At 69.3% G+C, this 19,663-nt stretch carries 22 protein-coding genes; 9 read left to right on the top strand and 13 right to left on the bottom strand.

Annotated features, from left to right (window positions below; all coding sequences use genetic code 11):
* Positions 1–19: 19 nt before the first annotated feature.
* From A9X05_RS19000 to A9X05_RS18985, 4 genes are read right to left on the bottom strand one after another with little or no spacing between them, the layout of a single operon-like run.
* Complete coding sequence (locus A9X05_RS19000) at positions 20–1,645, bottom strand: ABC transporter ATP-binding protein (protein ID WP_067783369.1); 1,626 nt, start codon at positions 1,643–1,645, stop codon at positions 20–22.
* Positions 1,633–2,496, bottom strand: a complete 864-nt coding sequence (locus A9X05_RS18995; protein WP_067749547.1) for an ABC transporter permease — start codon at positions 2,494–2,496, stop codon at positions 1,633–1,635. Before A9X05_RS18995 ends, A9X05_RS19000 begins: the two co-directional genes overlap by 13 nt.
* A complete protein-coding gene (locus A9X05_RS18990; protein WP_067749549.1) occupies positions 2,489–3,415 on the bottom strand; it encodes an ABC transporter permease in 927 nt (308 codons plus the stop codon). Before A9X05_RS18990 ends, A9X05_RS18995 begins: the two co-directional genes overlap by 8 nt.
* 4 nt (positions 3,416–3,419) lie before the next feature.
* The gene (locus A9X05_RS18985) at positions 3,420–5,039 is read right to left on the bottom strand and encodes an ABC transporter substrate-binding protein (protein WP_067783366.1); all 1,620 of its coding nucleotides are present in this window, start codon (positions 5,037–5,039) and stop codon (positions 3,420–3,422) included.
* 73 nt (positions 5,040–5,112) lie between these two features.
* Between A9X05_RS18985 and A9X05_RS32280 the strand changes: the two genes are divergently transcribed.
* Together A9X05_RS32280 and A9X05_RS32275 are read left to right on the top strand one after the other, a co-directional pair.
* The gene (locus A9X05_RS32280; RefSeq protein ID WP_231978434.1) at positions 5,113–5,382 is read left to right on the top strand and encodes a hypothetical protein; all 270 of its coding nucleotides are present in this window, start codon (positions 5,113–5,115) and stop codon (positions 5,380–5,382) included.
* 20 nt (positions 5,383–5,402) lie between these two features.
* Positions 5,403–5,891: a hypothetical protein gene (locus A9X05_RS32275; RefSeq protein ID WP_231978433.1), complete on the top strand. Its 489-nt coding sequence runs from the start codon at positions 5,403–5,405 to the stop codon at positions 5,889–5,891.
* A 6-nt stretch (positions 5,892–5,897) separates the two neighbouring features.
* On the opposite strand, the gene A9X05_RS18975 is transcribed toward A9X05_RS32275, so the two are convergent.
* Positions 5,898–6,440, bottom strand: a complete 543-nt coding sequence (locus A9X05_RS18975) for a DUF4232 domain-containing protein (RefSeq protein WP_082971010.1) — start codon at positions 6,438–6,440, stop codon at positions 5,898–5,900.
* A gap of 113 nt (positions 6,441–6,553) precedes the next feature.
* Here A9X05_RS18975 and acs point away from each other — a divergent pair, with 113 nt between their 5' ends.
* On the top strand, positions 6,554–8,503 hold the full coding sequence (gene acs / locus A9X05_RS18970; RefSeq protein WP_067749553.1) for an acetate--CoA ligase: 1,950 nt from the start codon (positions 6,554–6,556) through the stop codon (positions 8,501–8,503).
* 6 nt (positions 8,504–8,509) lie between these two features.
* Here acs and A9X05_RS18965 read toward each other — a convergent pair whose 3' ends face one another.
* Positions 8,510–9,208 carry a serine protease gene (locus A9X05_RS18965; protein ID WP_156669929.1) on the bottom strand — a complete coding sequence of 233 codons (699 nt, stop codon included), beginning with the start codon at positions 9,206–9,208 and terminating at the stop codon, positions 8,510–8,512.
* Between the two features lie 330 nt (positions 9,209–9,538).
* On the opposite strand from A9X05_RS18965, the gene A9X05_RS18960 reads away from it, so the two are divergent.
* Positions 9,539–10,066, top strand: coding sequence for a phage holin family protein (locus tag A9X05_RS18960; RefSeq protein WP_067749555.1), 528 nt, complete (start codon positions 9,539–9,541; stop codon positions 10,064–10,066).
* Positions 10,067–11,020 (top strand): alpha/beta fold hydrolase, encoded by a 954-nt coding sequence (locus A9X05_RS18955; protein WP_067749557.1) that lies wholly within the window; start codon positions 10,067–10,069, stop codon positions 11,018–11,020. It abuts the gene before it with no gap.
* On the opposite strand, the gene marP is transcribed toward A9X05_RS18955, so the two are convergent.
* From marP to nth, 4 genes are read right to left on the bottom strand one after another with little or no spacing between them, the layout of a single operon-like run.
* A complete protein-coding gene (gene marP / locus A9X05_RS18950; protein WP_156736826.1) occupies positions 11,013–12,206 on the bottom strand; it encodes an acid resistance serine protease MarP in 1,194 nt (397 codons plus the stop codon). The two genes, A9X05_RS18955 and marP, sit on opposite strands and share 8 nt — an antisense overlap.
* An 11-nt stretch (positions 12,207–12,217) precedes the next feature.
* Complete coding sequence (locus tag A9X05_RS18945; protein WP_067783360.1) at positions 12,218–13,033, bottom strand: CoA pyrophosphatase; 816 nt, start codon at positions 13,031–13,033, stop codon at positions 12,218–12,220.
* 29 nt (positions 13,034–13,062) lie between these two features.
* On the bottom strand, positions 13,063–13,710 hold the full coding sequence (locus A9X05_RS18940) for a TlpA disulfide reductase family protein (RefSeq protein WP_067749563.1): 648 nt from the start codon (positions 13,708–13,710) through the stop codon (positions 13,063–13,065).
* Between the two features lie 9 nt (positions 13,711–13,719).
* On the bottom strand, positions 13,720–14,400 hold the full coding sequence (gene nth, locus A9X05_RS18935; RefSeq protein ID WP_067749565.1) for an endonuclease III: 681 nt from the start codon (positions 14,398–14,400) through the stop codon (positions 13,720–13,722).
* A gap of 173 nt (positions 14,401–14,573) precedes the next feature.
* Here nth and A9X05_RS18930 point away from each other — a divergent pair, with 173 nt between their 5' ends.
* Positions 14,574–14,969, top strand: coding sequence for a hypothetical protein (locus A9X05_RS18930; RefSeq protein ID WP_231975325.1), 396 nt, complete (start codon positions 14,574–14,576; stop codon positions 14,967–14,969).
* A gap of 98 nt (positions 14,970–15,067) precedes the next feature.
* Complete coding sequence (gene crp, locus A9X05_RS18925) at positions 15,068–15,742, top strand: cAMP-activated global transcriptional regulator CRP (RefSeq protein WP_044508824.1); 675 nt, start codon at positions 15,068–15,070, stop codon at positions 15,740–15,742.
* Positions 15,743–15,969: 227 nt separating this feature from the next.
* Here the strand turns inward: crp and A9X05_RS18920 are convergent, their stop codons facing one another.
* From A9X05_RS18920 to A9X05_RS31200, 3 genes are read right to left on the bottom strand one after another with little or no spacing between them, the layout of a single operon-like run.
* Positions 15,970–16,764, bottom strand: a complete 795-nt coding sequence (locus A9X05_RS18920) for an MBL fold metallo-hydrolase (RefSeq protein WP_067749569.1) — start codon at positions 16,762–16,764, stop codon at positions 15,970–15,972.
* Positions 16,761–17,225, bottom strand: coding sequence for a RidA family protein (locus tag A9X05_RS18915; protein WP_067749572.1), 465 nt, complete (start codon positions 17,223–17,225; stop codon positions 16,761–16,763). Before A9X05_RS18915 ends, A9X05_RS18920 begins: the two co-directional genes overlap by 4 nt.
* Complete coding sequence (locus tag A9X05_RS31200; RefSeq protein WP_073871548.1) at positions 17,226–17,387, bottom strand: DUF4177 domain-containing protein; 162 nt, start codon at positions 17,385–17,387, stop codon at positions 17,226–17,228.
* 77 nt (positions 17,388–17,464) lie between these two features.
* Here A9X05_RS31200 and A9X05_RS18910 point away from each other — a divergent pair, with 77 nt between their 5' ends.
* Both A9X05_RS18910 and A9X05_RS18905 read left to right on the top strand, forming a co-directional pair.
* Entirely contained in the window at positions 17,465–18,487 is a 1,023-nt protein-coding gene (locus A9X05_RS18910; RefSeq protein WP_067749574.1) for an ArsA family ATPase, read from the top strand.
* On the top strand, positions 18,484–19,653 hold the full coding sequence (locus A9X05_RS18905; protein WP_067783353.1) for an ArsA family ATPase: 1,170 nt from the start codon (positions 18,484–18,486) through the stop codon (positions 19,651–19,653). Before A9X05_RS18910 ends, A9X05_RS18905 begins: the two co-directional genes overlap by 4 nt.
* The last annotated feature ends 10 nt before the right edge of the window (positions 19,654–19,663 follow it).

Genomic DNA, 19,663 nt, shown 5'->3' with positions numbered 1-19,663 from the left:
TTGCCAACCTATCCCGGCTTCAACGATCGGGTGTCGGCGCCTTCGGGATGGCCTCCAGCAGCTGGCGGGTGTATTCGTGCCGGGGGCGGGTGAACAGCTCCTCGGTGGCGCCCCGCTCCACCACGCGGCCGGCGCGCATCACCAAGACGTCGTCGGCGATCTGCCGGATCACCGCCAGGTCGTGGCTGATGAACAGGTAGGCGAGGCCCAGCTCGGTTTGCAGGTCGGCCAGCAGATCCAAGATCTGCGCCTGCACCAGGACGTCGAGCGCGGAGACCGCCTCGTCGCAGACCAGCACGTCGGGCCGCAGTGCCAGCGCACGGGCGATCGCCACCCGCTGCCGTTGGCCGCCCGACAGCTCACGGGGCAGCCGCCCCAGCACCGACGACGGCAGGGCCACCTGTTCGACGAGGTCGCGCACCGCGCGCCCGCGCTGCCGGCGGTCGCCGACGCGGTGAATGCGCAGCGGTTCCTCGATGGCGCGAAACACCGTATACATGGGATCCAGGCTGCTGTAGGGGTTTTGAAAGATCGGCTGCACGCGGCGCCGGAAGGCCAGTTGCTGGTCCCGGCTCAGCGCGGCGTCGATGCGGGTGCCGTCGAAGACGACGGTGCCGGAGCTTGGCGCCAGCAGGCCGAGCACCATTCGCGCCAGGGTGGATTTGCCCGACCCCGATTCGCCGGCGATCGCCAGGGTGCTGGCCCGCCGCAGCCCGAACGAAACTCCCTCCACCGCAATGACTTCCGCCCGTCTCCACGGCACACCGCGCGAGTCGCGGTAGACCTTGGTCAGCTCCGAGGCGACCAGGACCGCGTCGGACCCGCCGTCGTCCGCCGGACGCGGCCGGGCGGGGCTCCGCACCGTCAGCGACGGCGCGGCGGCCACCAGCCGCCGGGTGTACTCGTGCTGCGGCTCGCGCAGGATCGACCGCGCCGCACCGGATTCCACCACGGCGCCCTCGCGCATCACGACGACGGACCCGGCGCGTTCTGCGGCCAGCGCCAGGTCGTGGGTGATCAGGAGCAGCGCGGTGCCGAGTTCCGCGGTCAGCCCCTGCAGGTGGTCGAGCACCTGACGCTGCACGGTGACATCCAGCGCCGACGTCGGCTCGTCGGCGATCAGCAGCCGCGGCCGGCCCGCCAACCCGATCGCGATCAGTGCGCGCTGGCACATGCCGCCGGACAGCTGGTGCGGGTAGCGGCCCGCTTGTTTCGCCGGGTCCGGCATGCCGGCCTGACCGAGCAGCTCGACCGCGCGCCGCCGCGTCTGCCGGTCGGAAGTGTTGGCCCGCAACGCTTCCGAGACCTGGAAACCGACCTTCCAGACCGGGTTGAGATTGCTCATCAGGTCCTGTGGAATGTAGCCGATCTCGCGCCCCCGGATGGCGCGCAGCGTCCGTCGGTTGCCGCCGGCGATGTCGGAACCGTCGAAGACGATGCGCCCGGCGGTGATCCGCCCGCCGGGGGGAAGCAGCCCGAGGATCGCGGCCGCCGTGGTGGATTTCCCCGATCCCGATTCGCCGACCACCGCGATGGTTTCGCCCGGCAGGACGGTGAGGTCCACGCCGCGGACGGCGGCGTGATCGCCGAAGCTGACTCGGAGCCCCTCGACGGCCAGCAACGGCGCGCCGGTCACGGCCGCCACGCTCGGGACGCCGGGTCCAGGGCGTCGCGCAACGCGTCACCCATCATCATGAACGCCAGGACCGTGATCGCCAGCGCGCCGGCCGGGTAGAACAGAATCGGCGAGCCCGCCCGCAGCCGCGTCTGGGCGAGGTTGATGTCGCCACCCCAGGAGACCACCGTCGGCGGCAGCCCGACGCCCAGGTAGGACAGCGTGGCTTCGGTGACGATGAAGGCGCCAAGGGCGATGGTGGCCATCGCGATGACCGGGCCCAGTGCGTTGGGCAGCGCGTGGCGCAGCAGTATCTGAAAGCGACTCAGCCCCAATGCTTTCGCGGCGAGCACGTAATCGCTGGCGCGCACGGAGAGCACCGATCCGCGGGCGATGCGGGCCACCTGTGGCCAGCCGAACAAGGCGAGGATGGCGATGACGGTCCACACCGTGCGGTGGTGCATGACCTGCATGAGCACGATGGCCGCCAACAGCAGCGGCAGGCCGAAGAAGACGTCGCTGACGCGGGAGACCAGCGTGTCGACCCAGCCCCCGTAGAAGCCGGCCAGCGCGCCGAGCGCGCCGCCGACGACGAACACCACCACCGCGGCCCCCAGGCCGACGGTGACCGAGGCCCGCGCGCCGTAGACGGTGCGGGCGTAGACGTCGTGGCCTTGCAGGTCCGTGCCGAACCAGTGCGCGCCCGATGGCGGAAGCAGGCTCTGGCTGGGATCGGCGTAACTCGGGTCGGCCCCGGTGAACAACGCCGGAAACGTGGCGACCGCAACGATAAACAGGATCAGCAGGCCGGCGAAGACGAACTTCGGCCGGCCGCGCAGCCCCCGCCACGTGTCGCGCCAGAAGCCGCTGCGCTCAGCCATACCGGATCCTCGGATCCAGCGTGGCATACAGCAGGTCCACCGCGAGGTTGGTGATCAGGTAGATCAGCACCAGCACCGTCACGATCGACACCACGGTCGGCGCCTCCTGGCGGGTGACGGCCTGATACAACACACCGCCGACGCCGTGGATGTTGAAAATTCCTTCCGTGACAATGGCTCCGCCCATCAGCGCCCCGAGGTCCGCCCCCAGGAACGTCACCACCGGGATCAGCGAATTGCGCAGGATGTGCACGGTCACCACGCGCGGCCGGGACAACCCCTTGGCGGTGGCGGTGCGGACATGGTCGGCGTGCGCGTTGGCGGCGACCGCCGACCGGGTCAACCGCACCACGTAGGCGAACGACACCGAACCCAGCACGACGCCGGGTAGCAGCAGGCGCCCGATCGTCGACCTCTCGCCCACCGTGACCGGTGCGATGCCCAGCTTCACCCCGAACACGAACTGGGCCAGGAACCCCAGCACGAAGATGGGGACCGCGATGATGACGAGCCCCGCGATCAGGACGGTCGAGTCGAAGATCCCGCCGGTGCGCAGCCCGGCGATCACCCCGAAGCCGATGCCCAGCACCGCTTCGACGACCAGGGCGATCAGCGCCAGCCGCAGAGTCACCGGAAAGGCGTGTGCGAGAACGTCGCTCACCGGCAGCCCCGAGTAGGAGCGGCCCAAGTCACCGTGCAGGACGCCGCCGAGGTAGCGCAGGTACTGGACGATGAACGGGTCGTCGAGGTGGTAGCGGGCCCGAAGCTGCGCGGCGACCTCGGGCGTCAGCGGGCGGTCCCCGGCGATCGCGGCCACCGGGTCGCCGGGCAACAGGAACACCATGCCGTAGATCAGCAACGTGGCGCCGAGGAAGACGGGAACCATGACGGCGATCCGGCGCGCGATGTAGGAACCCATGCCGTTACGCCTTAACGATGTTCTCGTAGTCGGGCAGACCGTTCCACGTGAGCTTGACGCCGCTCACCGGCGACGACCATCCGACCACCGCGATGTAGTACCACAGCGGCACGGCGGGCATGTCGCGCAACAGGATCCGCTGGGCCTTATTGACCAGCACGTCCGCCTGTTGCAGGTCGGGTGCGGCCTCGGCGGCGGCGAGGCCGGCGTCGAAGTCCCGGTTCGAGTATCCGACGTCGTTGGATCCCGCTCCGGTGGCGTACAGCGGGGCGAGGAACTCGATCATCGACGGGTAGTCGCCGATCCAGCCCGCGCGGAACGCGGTATCGATGGTGCGGTTGGTGATCTGGGTGCGGAAACCCGCGAACGTGGGGTGGGGCGCGCCGGCCGCGTCGATACCGAGCACGTTCTTGATGCTGTTGGCCACGGCGTCCACCCACTCCTGATGGCCGCTGTCGGCGTTGTAGGCGATCGAGTACCGTCCGCTCCATGGCGAGATCGCGTTGGCTTGCGCCCAGAGTTGGCGGGCCCGTTCGGGATTGAAGTCCAATGCGTCGTTGCCCGGGATGTGCGGATCGAATCCGGGCAACGAGCTCGCGGTGAAGTCGCGGGCAGGGCTGCGGGTGGCGTTGAAGATCTGCCGGCAGATCTGTGGCCGGTTGATCGCAGCCGACAACGCCAACCGGCGCAGCCGGCCTTCTTCGCCGCCGAAATGCGGCAGCCGCAGTGGCGTGTCGAGCGATTGGCTGACCGCGACCGGTCCACTGGCCGCGTTGCCGCCCAGGTCACGCTTGTAGATTGTGAGTGCACTCGACGGAATCGTGTCCAGCACATCGAGATTGCCCGACAGCAGGTCGGCGTAGGCGGTGTCGAGGTTGGCGTAGAACTCGAACCGCAGGCCCTTGTTGTGGGGCTTGCGACTGCCGTGGTAGTCGGGGTTGGGTTTCAGGTCGATCTTGACGTTGTGTTCCCAGGCCGGCCCGTCGGGACCGTCAGCCAACTCGTAGGGGCCGTTGCCGACCGGGTTGCGGCCGAACGCGGCCATGTCCCGAAAAGCCCTTTCCGGCAACGGGTAAAAGGCATTGTGTCCCAGCCGCAACGTGAAGTCGACGGTCGGCGCCTTGAGCCGCACGTCGAACTCGAGATCGTTGACGACTTGCAGCCCGGACATGGTGGTCCGGGCCGGCTTCCCGTCTGCGGTCAGGGCGGCGACCTCGTCGTACCCGACGATCGGGCTGAAAAAGCTTTGTTGCAGTTGGGCATTGGTGCTCAGCGCGCCGTAATTCCACGCGTCGACGAACGAATGGGCCGTCACCGGCGAGCCGTCGGTGAACTTCCAGCCGGGCTTGAGCAAGATCCGGTAGTTCACGTTGTCGGTGGTCTCGACCGACCGCGCCACTTCCGGTGAGGGTTTGCCTGCGGCGTCATAGGACACCAAGCCGGCGAACAGCCGATCCAGGATTCGCCCGCCGAGGCTGTCGTTCGTGCCGGTCGGAACCAGCGGGTTCGGCGGTTCCCCGCCGTTGACCACCACCAGCTCGGGGCTCAGGGCCCCGCCGCCGCAACCCGTGAGCGCGGCGAGCGCCACGACCACGGTGGCCGCCACGGCCCGCATCCGGTGCATGACCCGACCCTAGGGCCTGCCGCGCAGCGGCGGTGAAGTGCCCGCACGGGCTTCGGCGACCTACGATCCCGTGGTGGTCGTCGCGTATCTTGCCTCCGCCGAGGATTCCGCCGTGCACGCGGGCCGGCTGATGTTCTTGCTCGGCCTCCCGACGGCCGGCTTGATCTGTCTGGTGATCGGGCTGTGGGAGCTCTCGCGTGGCCGCCGAAAGCAACCCCCGCCCGCCTACCCGTATCCCCCGGGCCCGCCACCGCAGGCGATCGGCTACCCCGGTTGGCCCCTCCCGGTTACCCGCCCGGGGCCCCGCCGCGGCCGCGGACGAGCAAGTCCGCCACCACGCTGATCACCGTCGGTTTGGTCTTGGTGGCGCTGGGCGGGTTCGGGATCGTCAGCCACGCCGCGCGCGCGATCTCGAGCCAAAAGGACGAGTCCTTGCTGCGGGTGGGCGATTGCATCAGCGAAAGTGATTACCGGGCAAACCGTTTCGACGCCCGCCTGATCAGCGGCTGTAGCGACCCCGCGGCGACTTACGAACTCGCGTTCAAGGGGAATGCCTCGGACAGCTGCCCCGACGGTAAACGGGAGCACTCGATCTACGAGCGTGCGAGCAACCACTCGACGACACTGTGCTTTCTCATCAACCTGCAACAGGGCCGTTGCTATCTGTACATCAGCGACGGCGAAGCCGTGAGCCTGAGGCCGGGCGACTGCGGCGACTCAAACCGGGTACAGGTGAAAATCCTGCAGCGCATCGATGGCAGCACGGACAAAACCCAATGCCCGCAATGGTCAAAGGGCGTCAGCTACCCGGAGCCGGCCCGCGTGTATTGCCTGGCGAGGGCCGACTCGTAACGTCACTCAGACGGGCGTCACCGGATGCACCTGCAGCGCGCAGGCGTCGATGGTGGCCGGCACGCTCAGCACGACGGTCGTGTCCGGCGGATTGACCAGCAGATCGGTGTAGGTCGGGCACGGCTCGCCGTTCGCGTCGATGGCCACCCCCTCCACCACGGCCTGCGCCTGGGTGGACAAGGACAGGATCACGGTGGGCGGCACGTCGGCGCCGCCGGGTAGGCCGCCCATGTAGCCGCGCAGGGTGGGCTGGGCGTGGATCAGCGGTCCGCCGGACCCCGAGTCGACGCCGGGATATCCGGTCAGCGTGCAGGGCTCCGCGCCGCCGGCAAGGCTGAACACCAGCGTGGCCCCGCGGTGGCCCACGGCGGCCTGGGTCGGCGATGCGGTGACGGCGATCTGGTCCGACCAGCACGGGGTTGGTGCGTCGGCGGTGTCGATCGGGACGGCCCGCGCCGCTGGCCCCGGCAGGGCGGCGGCCGCGTAAACCGTTGCGGCCGCGGCGAAGCTGGGAACGAGTCGGCGGATGCGCCGCCGCTGGCCGGGCACACCGGTGATTATCCGTCATGGGGCTGCGGTTCGACCTGAATTTGAAGCTTCCCTTTTTACCTTGCGGCGTTAGGCTCTGACGGTTGACGAGCCTCGACACTAGGAGGAAGCCAGTGACCACCACCGACGCCGTAGGCCCGTCGTCGTATCCCCCGCCGCCGGCGTTCGCCGAGCAGGCCAACGCCGGCGAGGAGTTGTATCGCGAGGCCGAAGAGGACCGGCTGGCCTTCTGGGCCGAACAGGCGAACCGGCTCTCCTGGTCGACGCCGTTCACCGAGGTGCTCGACTGGTCGCAGGCGCCGTTCGCGAAATGGTTCGCCGACGGCAAGCTCAACGTCGCCTACAACTGCGTGGACCGCCACGTCGAGGCCGGCCTCGGCGACCGCGTCGCCATCCACTGGGAGGGCGAGCCCGGCGACAGCCGCAGCCTGAGCTATTCCGAGCTGCAGGCCGAGGTGTGCAAGGCGGCCAACGCGCTGACCGCCCTGGGCCTGGTCGCCGGCGACCGCGTCGCGATCTACCTGCCGTTGATCCCCGAAGCGGTGATATCGATGCTCGCCTGCGCCCGGCTGGGCATCATGCACAGCGTGGTGTTCGCCGGCTTCACCGCGAAGGCGCTACGGGCCCGCATCGCCGATGCCCAGGCCAAGTTGGTGATCACCAGCGACGGGCAGTTCCGCCGCGGCAAGCCCGCACCGTTGAAGGACGCCGCCGACGAGGCGGTCGACGATCCCGAGAGCCCCGTCGAGCACATCCTGGTGGTGCGGCGCACCGGGATCGACGTGTCGTGGAACGACGACCGCGACGTGTGGTGGCACGACGTCGTCGACGACGCGTCGCCCGAACACACGCCGGAGCCCTTCGACGCGGAGCAGCCACTGTTCCTGCTGTACACCTCCGGCACCACCGGCAAGCCCAAGGGCATCGTGCACACCAGCGGCGGCTACCTGACCCAGTGCTCCTACACGCACTACTACATCTTCGACATCAAGCCCGAACGCGACGTCTTCTGGTGCACCGCCGACATCGGCTGGGTCACCGGCCACACCTACGGCGTCTACGGCCCGCTGTCCAACGGGGTCACCGAGGTGCTCTACGAGGGCACGCCCGACTCGCCGACCCAGCACCGGCACTTCGAGATCATCGAAAAGTACGGCGTCACAATCTATTACACCGCGCCGACGCTCATCCGGACGTTCATGAAGTGGGGCCGCGAGATTCCCGACGCGCATGACCTGTCCAGCCTGCGACTGCTGGGCACCGTGGGCGAGCCGATCAACCCCGAGGCGTGGCGCTGGTACCGCAAGGTGATCGGCGCCGACAGCCTGCCGATCGTCGACACCTGGTGGCAGACCGAGACGGGCGCGGCGATGATCTCCCCGCTGCCCGGCGTCGCCGCGGCCAAACCGGGTTCGGCGATGAGGGCGCTGCCGGGCATCTCCGCGAGCATCGTCGACGACCACGGCGAACACCTGACGCCCACCGTCCATCACGGCGAACACGTCACCGGCTACCTGGTGTTGGACCAGCCGTGGCCGTCCATGCTGCGCGGCATCTGGGGCGACCCGGACCGCTACGTCGAGACCTACTGGTCTCGGTTCGCCGAGCAGGGCTGGTATTTCGCCGGGGACAGCGCCTATTACGACCGCGACGGCGCCATCTGGGTGGTGGGCCGCATCGACGACGTGATGAACGTGTCGGGGCACCGGCTCTCGAGCGCCGAGTTGGAGTCGGCGCTCGTCGGCCACCACGGAGTGGCCGAGGCCGCGGTGGTCGCCAAGACCGACGAGACCACGGGCCAGGCCGTCTGTGCGTTCGTCGTCTTGTGCGCCGAGTACGAGGTGCACGACGGAATCGTCGACGAGCTGCGCGCCGAGGTGGCCCGCGAGATCTCACCCATCGCCAAGCCGCGGGAGATTCACGTGGTGCCCGAACTGCCCAAGACCCGCAGCGGCAAGATCATGCGCAGGCTCCTGCGTGACGTCGCCGAGAAGCGGGAACTCGGAGACACGTCGACCCTGCTGGACCCCGGCGTTTTCGACGCGATCCAGGCCGCGAAGTAGCTCAGATCAGGCCGGTAGCGGGGTGAAACCCGCGCCCGGCCGGTGCTTGGCGTTGACGTCGGCCAGGATCGCGTTGAAGGACTGCACCACGGCCGGCGTGTGCAGCGGGATGTACTTGATGATGCAGGTCGGCAGGTTGTCGCTGAACGCCCCGTGGATCATGCCGACCAGCATGTTGTTCACCGTCACCGGCGCGCCGGAATCGCCGGGCTGCCCGCACACCTGCATGACGATCGTGCCGGGGTCCTGGCCCGGGCCCCAGGTGACGCCGCACGAGTTCCCGGTGGTGCGGCCCTGCTTGCAGGCGATCTCGCCGAAGGCCGGGTCCGGGCCCAGGCCGTTGATCGCGAAGCCGTTGTAGTTGGCCGTCGGTGTCACCTTCGCGGGATCGAACTTGATGACCGCGTAGTCCAGGTTGTCGTTGCCGGCCACCATGGTGCCCAGGGTGCCGGCGTTCTCCGCGCCCTCGGCGGCGACCTGCGCGCCCGGGCCGCCGCAGTGCGCCGAGGTGAAGCCGATCAGGTCTCCGGCGGTATCGCCCCCGATGGTCGTCAGGGTGCACATGGTGTCCCCGTTGATGACGATGCCGGCGCCGCCGCCCATCGGGATCCTGACATCGGCGGCCGCGGCGCGCACGGGGTAGCCCACCAGGACCAGGAGCGCCGCCCCCATTGCCGCCACGAAGCACCGGTGCGCCGTCTGCACAGCACCACTCCCATCGACAGGCCGGACCCGGACCGGCTTGGCCAGTCTAGTCGGCCGGGCCCCTCGCCCGCCGTGCCCAGCGCGGCCCGCGGGGCGATGGCCCCGGGGCGGTGTGATGCGGCAACGGCCCGCCTCGCGCGTGGGCCCCCGGCAAAGGGCCTGGTTCGGCGCGTTCCGATCGGGTATCAGTTGGCCGACGGGCCGGAGACGGCCTGGTCGACCCGGACCCGGACGTGGCCGGCTTCGGCTGGCCTCGTCTGGCCCGGCGGCGCATGGCAACATGAACCGCGACGACAGCGAGCCGGGCAGTGACGAAAGAGGGGACCGTCTGTGAGCAAAGCCGATGGCAAGAACGGTGTGCCCAGCACCCTGACCACGATCCCCCTCGCCGACCCGCACGCCCGCCCCGCGGAGCCGTCGATCGGTGACCTGATCAAGGACGCGACCACCCAGGTGTCCACGCTGGTGCGCGCCGAGGTGGAGCTGGCCCGCGCGGAGATCACCCGCGATGTCAAGAAAGGCCTGACCGGCAGCGTCTTCTTCATCGCCGCGCTGGTGGTGCTGTTCTACTCCACCTTCTTTTTCTTCTTCTTCGTGGCCGAGCTGCTCGACACCTGGCTGTGGCGCTGGGCGGCTTTCCTGATCGTGTTCGGAATTCAGGTGGTGGTCGGGGCCGTGCTGGCCCTGCTGGGCTTCCTCAAGGTGCGCCGGATCCGCGGGCCGCGGGAGACCATCGAGTCGGTCAAGGAGACGCGCACCGCACTCACCCCGGGTCACGACAAGGCGCAGGGCGCGGTCAGGCAGCTCGATGGGCGCGGGAAGCACGAGAAGCCCGAATCCGATCCGTCGGGTTGGTAAATGGCACCGCCGGACCCGTCGGTAACCCGCATCGACGGGCCGTGGCGGCATTTCGACGTGCACGCCAACGGGATCCGGTTCCATGTCGTGGAGGCGCTGCCCGCCGACACCGACTCGGCCGCGCCGCCCACGGCCCGACCGCTGGTGATGCTGCTGCATGGTTTCGGTTCGTTCTGGTGGTCGTGGCGCCATCAGCTGCGGGGACTGACCGGGGCGCGGGTGGTCGCGGTCGACCTTCGTGGCTACGGCGGCAGCGATAAGCCCCCCCGGGGCTACGACGGCTGGACGCTGGCCGGCGACACCGCGGGCCTCATCCGCGCGCTGGGCCACTCCTCGGCGACGCTGGTCGGCCACGCCGACGGCGGGCTGGCGTGCTGGGCCACCGCGCTGCTGCACGCGCGGTTGGTGTCGGCCATCGCGCTGGTCAGTTCCCCGCACCCCGCGGCCCTGCGCCGGTCCACGCTGACCCGCCGCGACCAGGGTTACGCGCTGTTGGCGACGCTGCTGCGCTACCAGGTGCCCGTGTGGCCGGAACGGCTGCTGACCCGCGACAACGGGGCCGAGATCGAGCGCCTCGTCCGCAGCCGCAGCTGCGCGAAATGGGTTGCCTCCGAAGACTTTTCCGAAGCCATCCGCTACCAGCGGCTGGCGATCCAGATTCCCTCGGCGGCGCACTGCGCGCTGGAATATCAGCGCTGGGCGGTTCGCAGCCAACTGCGTGATGAGGGCCGGCGATTCATGAAGTCGATGAGCCGGCAGCTCGGCGTGCCGCTGCTACACCTGCGCGGCGAGGCCGACCCCTACGTACTGGCCGACCCGGTCGACCGGACGCAGCGTTATGCCCCGCAGGGGCGTTACGTATCCGTCGCCGGCGCAGGGCATTTCAGCCACGAGGAGGCGCCGGAGGAAATCAACCGGCACTTGATGCGGTTCCTGGACTCCGTGGTCAGCTGACGCAGGCGCCGGTGGTGACCTGTTGGGTGTCGCCGATCTTGGCGAGCTGACTGTTCACCTCGTCGGCCGTCAACACGAACCCGGTGTCGGGGTCGTCGACGGCGGCACCGAACACGACGCCGAGCACCTGACCGTTCAGGTCGATCAATGGCCCGCCCGAATTCCCTTGCTCCACATTAGCTCTGATGGTGTAGACGTCGCGGGTGACCGGGGCGGGGTCGCGGTAGATGTCGGGGCCGCTGAGCTTGATGACCTCGCGGATGCGGGCCGGGGTGGCGGTGAAGTTGCCGCCGCCGGGATAACCGAGCACCACGACGCTGGTACCGGTTTTCGCCTCGGTCTGCGCGAAGGCCAACGGCGGGGGCGGCAGGTTGGGGACGGCGAGGATCGCGATGTCGACCGACGGGTCGTAGGACACGACGGTGGCGTCCAGCGGGCTTCCGCTGGCGTAGATCTGCACGCTGTTGGAGCCGGCCACCACGTGCGCGTTGGTCATCACACGGTCGGGTGCGACCACAAACCCACTGCCCTCCAACACTTTCTGGCAACTCGGCGCCAGGCTGCGCACCTTGACGACGCTGGGCGCGGTGGACTGAACCACCGGATTGTTGGCCAGCGCAGGGTCCGGCGAGGCGACCGGGATCACCGGGGTGCGGCTGAACGGCTCCAGCACCGCGGGCAGGCCCGAGGTGTTCAGCAGCGCCGAAAGCCGTTTGGGCACCGTCTTCAGCCACGGCGGGGCGACCTCGTTGACCTGGGCCAGCACCCGCGAGCCGCGGACTGCGGCGGCCAGCTCCGGCTGGTCCTTGGACTGCGTCAGCGGCGTGGCCAGCAACCAGGCCGCGGTCAAGACCACCACCAACTGGACGCCCACCCCGATGAACGAGTCGACCGTGCGGATGGTGCGGCTGCGGATCGCGCCGCGCACCGCCCGTCCAAGCACAACTCCGGCGACCTCGCCGATGACCACCAGCGCGAGGATCAAGAACAGGGCGGCGAACAGCTTGGCCCGCGGCGCCGCGATGTGGCTGACCAGGTGGGGCGCCAGCAGCACACCCGCGATCGCGCCCAGCAACACCCCGACGAACGAGAACATTGAGCCCACCGCGCCGGACCGCCAGCCCGAGACGGCCGCGATGAAGGCGACCGACAGCACGGCGATGTCCAGCCACTGGGACGGGGTCATCGAGTTCATGTTCATCGGTGGGCACCACCCTGGTCGCCGACCAGCGCCATCGCCGCGTCCAATTCGCGGACGTCGGTGGTGTCCCAGGGCTGGGCCCAGCCGGCGACGTCGAGCATCGCACAAATCACCTGGCCAGTGAATCCCCAAACCAGCATCTCATTCAGCAGAAACGCCGGTCCGGCCCACCGGCGCCCGAGGTCGCCCCGATACACCATCAGCCGGTTGGCCGGATTGATGAAGGCGCGCAACGGAACTCGCGCGACGATCGCGGTTTCGGCCTCGTTGACGACGGCCACCGGACCCGGATCCGGCGAGTAGGCCAGCACCGGGACGACGTGAAACCGCGACGGCGCGATGAACGTGCGTTCCATCGTGACCAGGGGGCGCAACCGGGAGACGTCGATCCCGGTCTCCTCCTGAGCTTCCCGCAGGGCGGTGGCCACCGGGCCGTCGTCCGTCGGATCGGAGGCTCCGCCGGGGAACGCGGCCTGGCCCGCGTGGTGGCGCAGCGTGGAGGCCCGCACGGTGACCAGTAAGTCGGCGTCGTCGGGGACGCCGCCGTCGGCCGCCGCGGACTCCGGCCCGGAGAACAACACCAGGACGGCGGCTTCCCGGCCGCTGCCGCGCAGCGCCGATACCGCCTTGCCGGTGATTAAGGCCAGCACGTCGGCCGGCAGCCGGCGCCGGTACGCCTCCGGCATCCGCTCGACGTTATCGACCAGGGGGCGCAGCCACGGCGGGGAGGCGTCGGGCGTCAGGGGCAGCGCCGCGCGCGCGGCGCCCTGGGCCGCACCGCCCGCGGGCGGGGGCGTGCCCCCAACACTCACCGGGCGCTCCAGTCGGTCCAATTTTCGGCTTATCCCTTGTCTTTTCCGACCGCGGCCGCGATCTCGTCGGCACTGTCGAAGGCCCGCGGCAGCATCTGCGCAACGCTACCGTCCGGCCGCAGAACCACCGTCGCGGGCATGACGTTTACGACACCGAGCGCCGCCGCGACCCGGCGGCGGCCGTCCTGCAGGGTCGGCAGCCGAACGCCCAGTTCGGCCAGCCGCAGCAACGCGGCCGTCTCGTTCTCGTCCTGATGCACCGTCACCACCGTCACGTCCGGCCCGGCCCGGCGTTGATACTCCGCCATCGCGGGCAGTTCGGCCGCACACGGCGCGCACCAATACGCCCAGAGGTTGAGGACCACCCGACGCCCGGCCAGCGCGCGAGCGACGTCGACAACCGAGCCGTCCGCCGCGCAATCGACCGTGATCCCCCGCAGCGCCGGCGGTCCGGGACCGTCGCCGGCGCCCGGACAGGGCGCCAGATCGGCCCGCTGCCGCGGCCCCGCCAGCGCCGCCGGCGTGTCGGCGTCCCGGTGTTCACGGTCCGGCGCGTTCACCGCGGTGCCGGGCCGGGTCGTCGTCGCGGACTGGTCGCGCAGCTGGGCCACCAGGGCCGCGACCAACGCCGCCACCACCGCGAGGATCGCGATCGTCCAGCGCGTGGTGCGCGTCAAGGCCGTGCTCTACAGGCCGGCCAGCGCCAGCAGGTGCTCGGTCTCCGGGCCGCGCACCAGGGGCGCCGCCAGCAGCGGCTCGGTGGGGCCGAGGCCGAAGGACGGGCAGTCCTTGGCCACCACGCACACCCCGCAGGCCGGCTTGCGCGCGTGGCACACCCGTCGGCCATGGAAGATCACCCGGTGGCTCAACATGGTCCACTCGCTGCGTTCGATCAGTTCGCCCGCCGCGCGCTCGATCTTGACCGGGTCCTTGTCGGTGGTCCAGCGCCAGCGGTGCAGCAGCCGGGCGAAATGGGTGTCGACGGTGATGCCGGGAACCCCAAAAGCGTTGCCCAAGATGACGTTGGCGGTCTTGCGGCCCACCCCGGGCAGCGTGACCAGTTCTTCCATGGTGGAGGGCACCTCGCCGTCGAACCGTTCGACCAGGGCCTGACCGAGGCCGATGAGCGAGGTCGCCTTGTTCCGGAAGAACCCCGTCGGGCGGATGAGCGCTTCCAGTTCGTCGCGGTCGGCCTGCGCGTAGTCCAGCGCGCTGGGGTACCGCTTGAACAAGGCCGGCGTCGTCAGGTTCACCCTCTTGTCGGTGCTCTGCGCGGACAGGATGGTGGCGACCGTCAGCTCCAGTGGCGTGGTGAAGTCCAGCTCGCAGTGCGCGTCCGGAAACGCCTGCGCGAGCGCCCGATTCATCCGGCGGGCCCGTCGCACCAGGCCGACCCGGGTCTCCTCGGCCCACCGTTGCCCGGTGTCACCGCCCGCAGGGGCCGATGCCGACTTCGCCCGCCCGGACGACTTTGCCGCTGTCACCTACGACAGAGTACTGATTTCGTGATCTCGCCGAGACCTCGTGTTGATTGAAGGCCCTGTTTACTCTCCTTGTGTCATGGTTGCTGGTGGCCTGCGTTCCTGGGCTACTGATGCTGGCGGCGCTCGGCTTGGGACGGCTCGAACGGGGGCTGGCCCGCGAGGACGTCGCGATGATCGCGGTCACCGAGCTTTTCGAACACACCGAGCTCGTGGACCTGCGCACGTTGGCGCGGGAGGGCATGCCCGAGGCGCTGGAGCTCCTGCATCGCCGCGATGCCCGGGAACTCGCCGAGGCCGCGCTGGCCGGGCTGACGGCCGCGCCGCGCCACGCCGCGCCGTCGTTTGCCGCCAGCTTCATCGACCACACCGAGCTGACATTGCCGACGCGAATACACGCGCATTCGCGGATCAATCCGCAGTTTAGGGCCACTAGACACGTCAATCGTGTGTAGCGTTGCACGTTGGACAAAATGTCCTACCGCTAGACTCATCACGCGAGCACGGGATTAACCTGGCCGTATCACAAACATTGAAACTTTGAAGAGGCAATGTGGACGAGATCCTGGCAAGGGCAGGAATCTTCCAAGGGGTTGAGCCGGGCGCGGTCGCCGCGCTTACCAAGCAGCTGCAACCCGTCGACTTTCCCCGTGGGCACACGGTCTTCGCCGAAGGCGAGCCGGGCGATCGGCTCTACATCATCGTCTCCGGGAAGGTGAAGATCGGCCGTCGCTCACCCGATGGCCGGGAGAACCTGCTGACGATCATGGGCCCGTCGGACATGTTCGGCGAATTGTCGATTTTCGACCCGGGCCCGCGGACCTCCAGCGCGACCACCATCACCGAGGTGCGCGCGGTGTCGATGGACCGCGACGCGCTGCGGGCGTGGATCGCCGACCGCCCCGAGATCGCCGAGCAGCTGTTGCGGGTGCTGGCCCGGCGGCTGCGCCGCACCAACAACAATCTGGCCGACCTGATCTTCACCGACGTGCCCGGCCGGGTGGCCAAGCAGCTGCTGCAGCTCGCCCAGCGTTTCGGCACCCAGGAGGGTGGCGCCATGCGGGTCACCCACGACCTGACCCAGGAGGAGATCGCCCAGCTGGTGGGCGCCTCGCGGGAGACGGTGAATAAGGCGCTGGCCGACTTCGCCCACCGCGGCTGGATCCGCCTGGAGGGCAAGAGCGTGCTGATTTCGGACTCCGAAAGGCTGGCCCGCCGAGCGAGGTAAGCGCGCGCGGAGCGCGGGCGCAACCGAGTGAGAATCCGACCCCGAGCGAGGTAAGCGCGCCCGGAGCGCGGGCGCCACCGAGTGAGAATCCGACCCCGAGCGAGGTAAGCGCGCCCGGAGCGCGGGCGCAACCGAGCGAGAATCCGACCCCGAGCGAGGTAAGCGCGCGGGAATTGCGCCGAGCCGGTAATTTCGCAGGCCCTTACTCGCAGTTCTCCTGCAGATTTTCAGGTTCGCTGCAAATAGTTCAGCTGCGCCTGAACGGACCATTCGGCCGCGTCCCAGAGTTTCTCGTCGACGTCCACATAGACGTGTTCGACGACCTGCCGCGCGGTGGCGTCCTCGCCGATGTCACGCAGCGCCGCGCGCACCTGCTCCAGGCGCTCGTGCCGGTGCACCAGGTAGCCCGATGCGACGGCCTCCAGGTTGGCCAGGTCCGGCCCGTGACCGGGCAGCACCGTGCGGGGCCCTAGGCCGCGGAGCCGCCGCAACGATTCCAGGTAGTCGGCCAGGCTGCCGTCTTCTTTATCTATGACGGCGGTGCCACGGCCCAGCACGCTGTCCGCGGTGAGCACCGCGTCGTCGACCAGAAACGACAGCGAGTCGGCGGTGTGGCCGGGGGTGGCCATCACCTTGATCTTCAGGCCGGCCGCGTCGATCACCTCGCCGTCGGTCAGGTGACCGCCGAGGCCGCGCAAGAACCCGCTGCCCGCCGACCGCACCGTCGCGCCGGTGCGCTCGACGAGCTTGTCGATACCGTCGGTGTGGTCGCCGTGCCGGTGACTGATCAGCACCAGCGTGATCCGGCCCAGCCCGGCAACGCGGTCGATGTGCTCGTCGTCGTCCGGGCCGGGGTCCACGACCACCAGCTCGTCGCTGCCCTTGCCGCGAAGCACCCAGGTGTTGGTGCCCTCGAGGGTCAGCAATCCCGGGTTGTCGGCCAGCAGGACCGAGGCGGTCTCGGTGACCGCCCGCAGCCTGCCGTAGGCGGGGTGGCTCAGCGACTCGGGCGCGGCGGTCACGGTCGTGAGCCGACCTCCACGATCAGCTCCACCTCTACCGGCGCATCCAGGGGCAGCTCGGACACGCCGACCGCCGAGCGCGCGTGGGCGCCGGCATCGCCGAACACCTCGGCCAGCAGCTGGGAGGCCCCGTTGATGACGCTGGGCTGGCCGTTGAAACCGGGGGCCGACGCAACGAAGCCGACGACCTTGACCACCCGCGTCACCGCGTCGATGCCCACCAGCGAGTCGATGGCGGCCAGGGCGTTGAGTGCGCAGATCCGCGCGAGCGCCTTGCCCTCTTCCGGGCTGACGTGGGCCCCGACCTTACCCGTCCCGGCGAGCTGTCCGTCCTGCATCGGCAGCTGACCGGCGGTGTAGACCAGGTCACCCGTCCGCACCGCGGGCACGTAGGCGGCCAGCGGGGCCACCACCGCGGGCAGCGCGACACCGAGTTCGGAGAGCCGGGCCGACGCCGTCATCTACTTCGGGCGCTTCAGATACGCGACGTGTTGCTCCCCGGTGGGCCCGGGCAGCACGGACACCAGTTCCCAACCGTCGGCGCCCCACTGGTCGAGGATCTGTTTGGTGGCGTGCGTCAGCAGCGGGACCGTGACGTATTCCCATGCGATCGGTTGGCTCATGGCGCGAGCTTATCGGTCGGGTGTGAACGCCTCTGGCCTGCCCGGGGGCCCGGCGCCGGCCGGGCTAGCATGCGAAGGTGGCAAACATATCGAGCGGCGGTAGCGCCGTCGGCTGGCCGGCGCGGTTGTCGAAGGCCCGCCTGCATTTCGTCACCGGCAAAGGCGGCACGGGCAAGTCGACGATAGCGGCCGCGCTCGCGCTCACCCTGGCAGCCGGGGGCCGAAAGGTTCTCCTCGTGGAAGTCGAAGGGCGGCAAGGCATTGCGCAGCTCTTCGACGTGCCGCCGCTGCCCTACCAGGAGGTCAAGATCGCGACCGCCGAGCGCGGCGGCCAGGTCAACGCCCTGGCGATCGACATCGAGGCGGCCTTCCTGGAATACCTGGACATGTTCTACAACCTCGGTATCGCCGGGCGGGCGATGCGCCGCATCGGCGCCATCGAATTCGCGACGACGATCGCGCCCGGTCTGCGCGACGTGCTGCTGACCGGAAAGATCAAGGAATCGGTGGTGCGGCTGAACAAGGGGGCCAAGACCCCGGTTTACGACGCGGTTGTGGTCGACGCACCGCCGACGGGTCGGATCGCCCGCTTCCTGGACGTCACCAAGGCCGTCTCGGATCTGGCCAAGGGCGGCCCGGTGCACTCGCAGAGCGAGGGCGTGGTGAAGCTGCTGCACTCTGAGCAGACCGCCATCCACCTCGTCACCCTGTTGGAGGCGCTGCCGGTGCAGGAAACGCTCGAGGCCATCGAGGAGCTCGCCGAGATGGAGCTGCCGATCGGCAGCGTGATCGTGAACCGCAACATCGCCTCGTACCTGCAGCCCGCCGACCTGGCCAAGGCCGCCGAGGGACACGTCGACGCGGACTCGGTGCGGACGGGGCTGGAAATGGCTGGGATCAAGCTGAATGACAACGACTTCGCGGGCCTGCTGACCGAAACCATCGAGCACGCGACGGTCATCGCCGCGCGAGCCGAGATCGCGCAACAACTGGACGCGTTGAAGGTGCCGCGGCTCGAACTGCCGACGATCTCCGACGGCGTCGACCTCGGCAGCCTCTATGAGCTTTCGGAAGTGCTTGCGCAGCAGGGGGTTCGATGAGTACCACGCCGAACAAGCTTGATATGGCCACGATCCTGGCCGACACGACCAACCGGGTGGTGGTGTGCTGCGGCGCGGGCGGGGTGGGCAAGACCACCACTGCTGCCGCGATGGCCTTGCGCGCGGCCGAATACGGCCGCAACGTCTGCGTTTTGACGATCGACCCGGCCAAGCGGCTGGCCCAGGCGCTCGGGGTCAACGACCTGGGCAACACCCCTCAGCGCGTGCCGTTGGCGCCGGAGGTTCCCGGCGAGCTGCACGCGATGATGCTCGACATGCGCCGCACGTTCGACGAAATGGTGGTCCAGTACTCCGGAACCGGCCGCGCGCAAGCGATTCTGGACAACCAGTTCTATCAAACGGTCGCCAGCTCGCTCGCCGGCACGCAGGAGTACATGGCGATGGAGAAGCTCGGCCAACTGCTGGCCGAGGACCGCTGGGACCTGGTGGTGGTGGACACCCCGCCGTCGCGCAACGCGCTGGACTTCCTGGACGCGCCCAAGCGGCTGGGTAGCTTCATGGACAGTAGGCTGTGGCGACTGCTGCTCGCGCCGGGCCGGGGTATCGGCCGATTGGTCACCGGCGCAATGGGTTTGGCGATGAAGGCGATGTCAACCGTGCTCGGCTCACAGATGTTGAGCGACGCGGCGGCCTTCGTGCAATCGCTGGACGCCACCTTCGGTGGTTTCCGGGAGAAGGCCGACCGTACCTACGCGCTGCTGAAGCGGCGGGGCACGCAGTTCGTCGTGGTCTCGGCGGCCGAACCCGATGCGCTGCGCGAGGCCTCCTTCTTCGTCGACCGGTTGTCCACCGAAGGAATGCCGCTCGCCGGGCTGGTCTTGAACCGCACCCACCCGACGTTGTGCTCGCTTCCCGCCGAGCGGGCGATCGACGGAACCGAAACGCTGGAGGCCGAAGCGGACTCCGAGGCGGCGTCGCTGGCCGCGGCCGTGCTCAGGATTCATGCCGACCGTGCGCAGACCGCGAAACGGGAAATCAGGTTGCTGTCGCGGTTCACCGGGGCCAATCCGCACGTGCCCGTCGTCGGGGTTCCGTCGCTGCCCTTCGACGTCTCGGACCTGGAAGCGTTGCGCGCCCTCGCCGATCAGATCGCACCGGTTGGCGACGACGCGGCCCGCGCGGCGGCGCAGGGGCCCCTGCACTAGCGGGAGCGAT

The organism is Mycobacterium sp. E3298 (genome assembly GCF_001666895.1).
Taxonomy (GTDB): Bacteria; Actinomycetota; Actinomycetes; order Mycobacteriales; family Mycobacteriaceae; genus Mycobacterium.
This window is presented reverse-complemented; position numbering and strand designations above follow the sequence as displayed.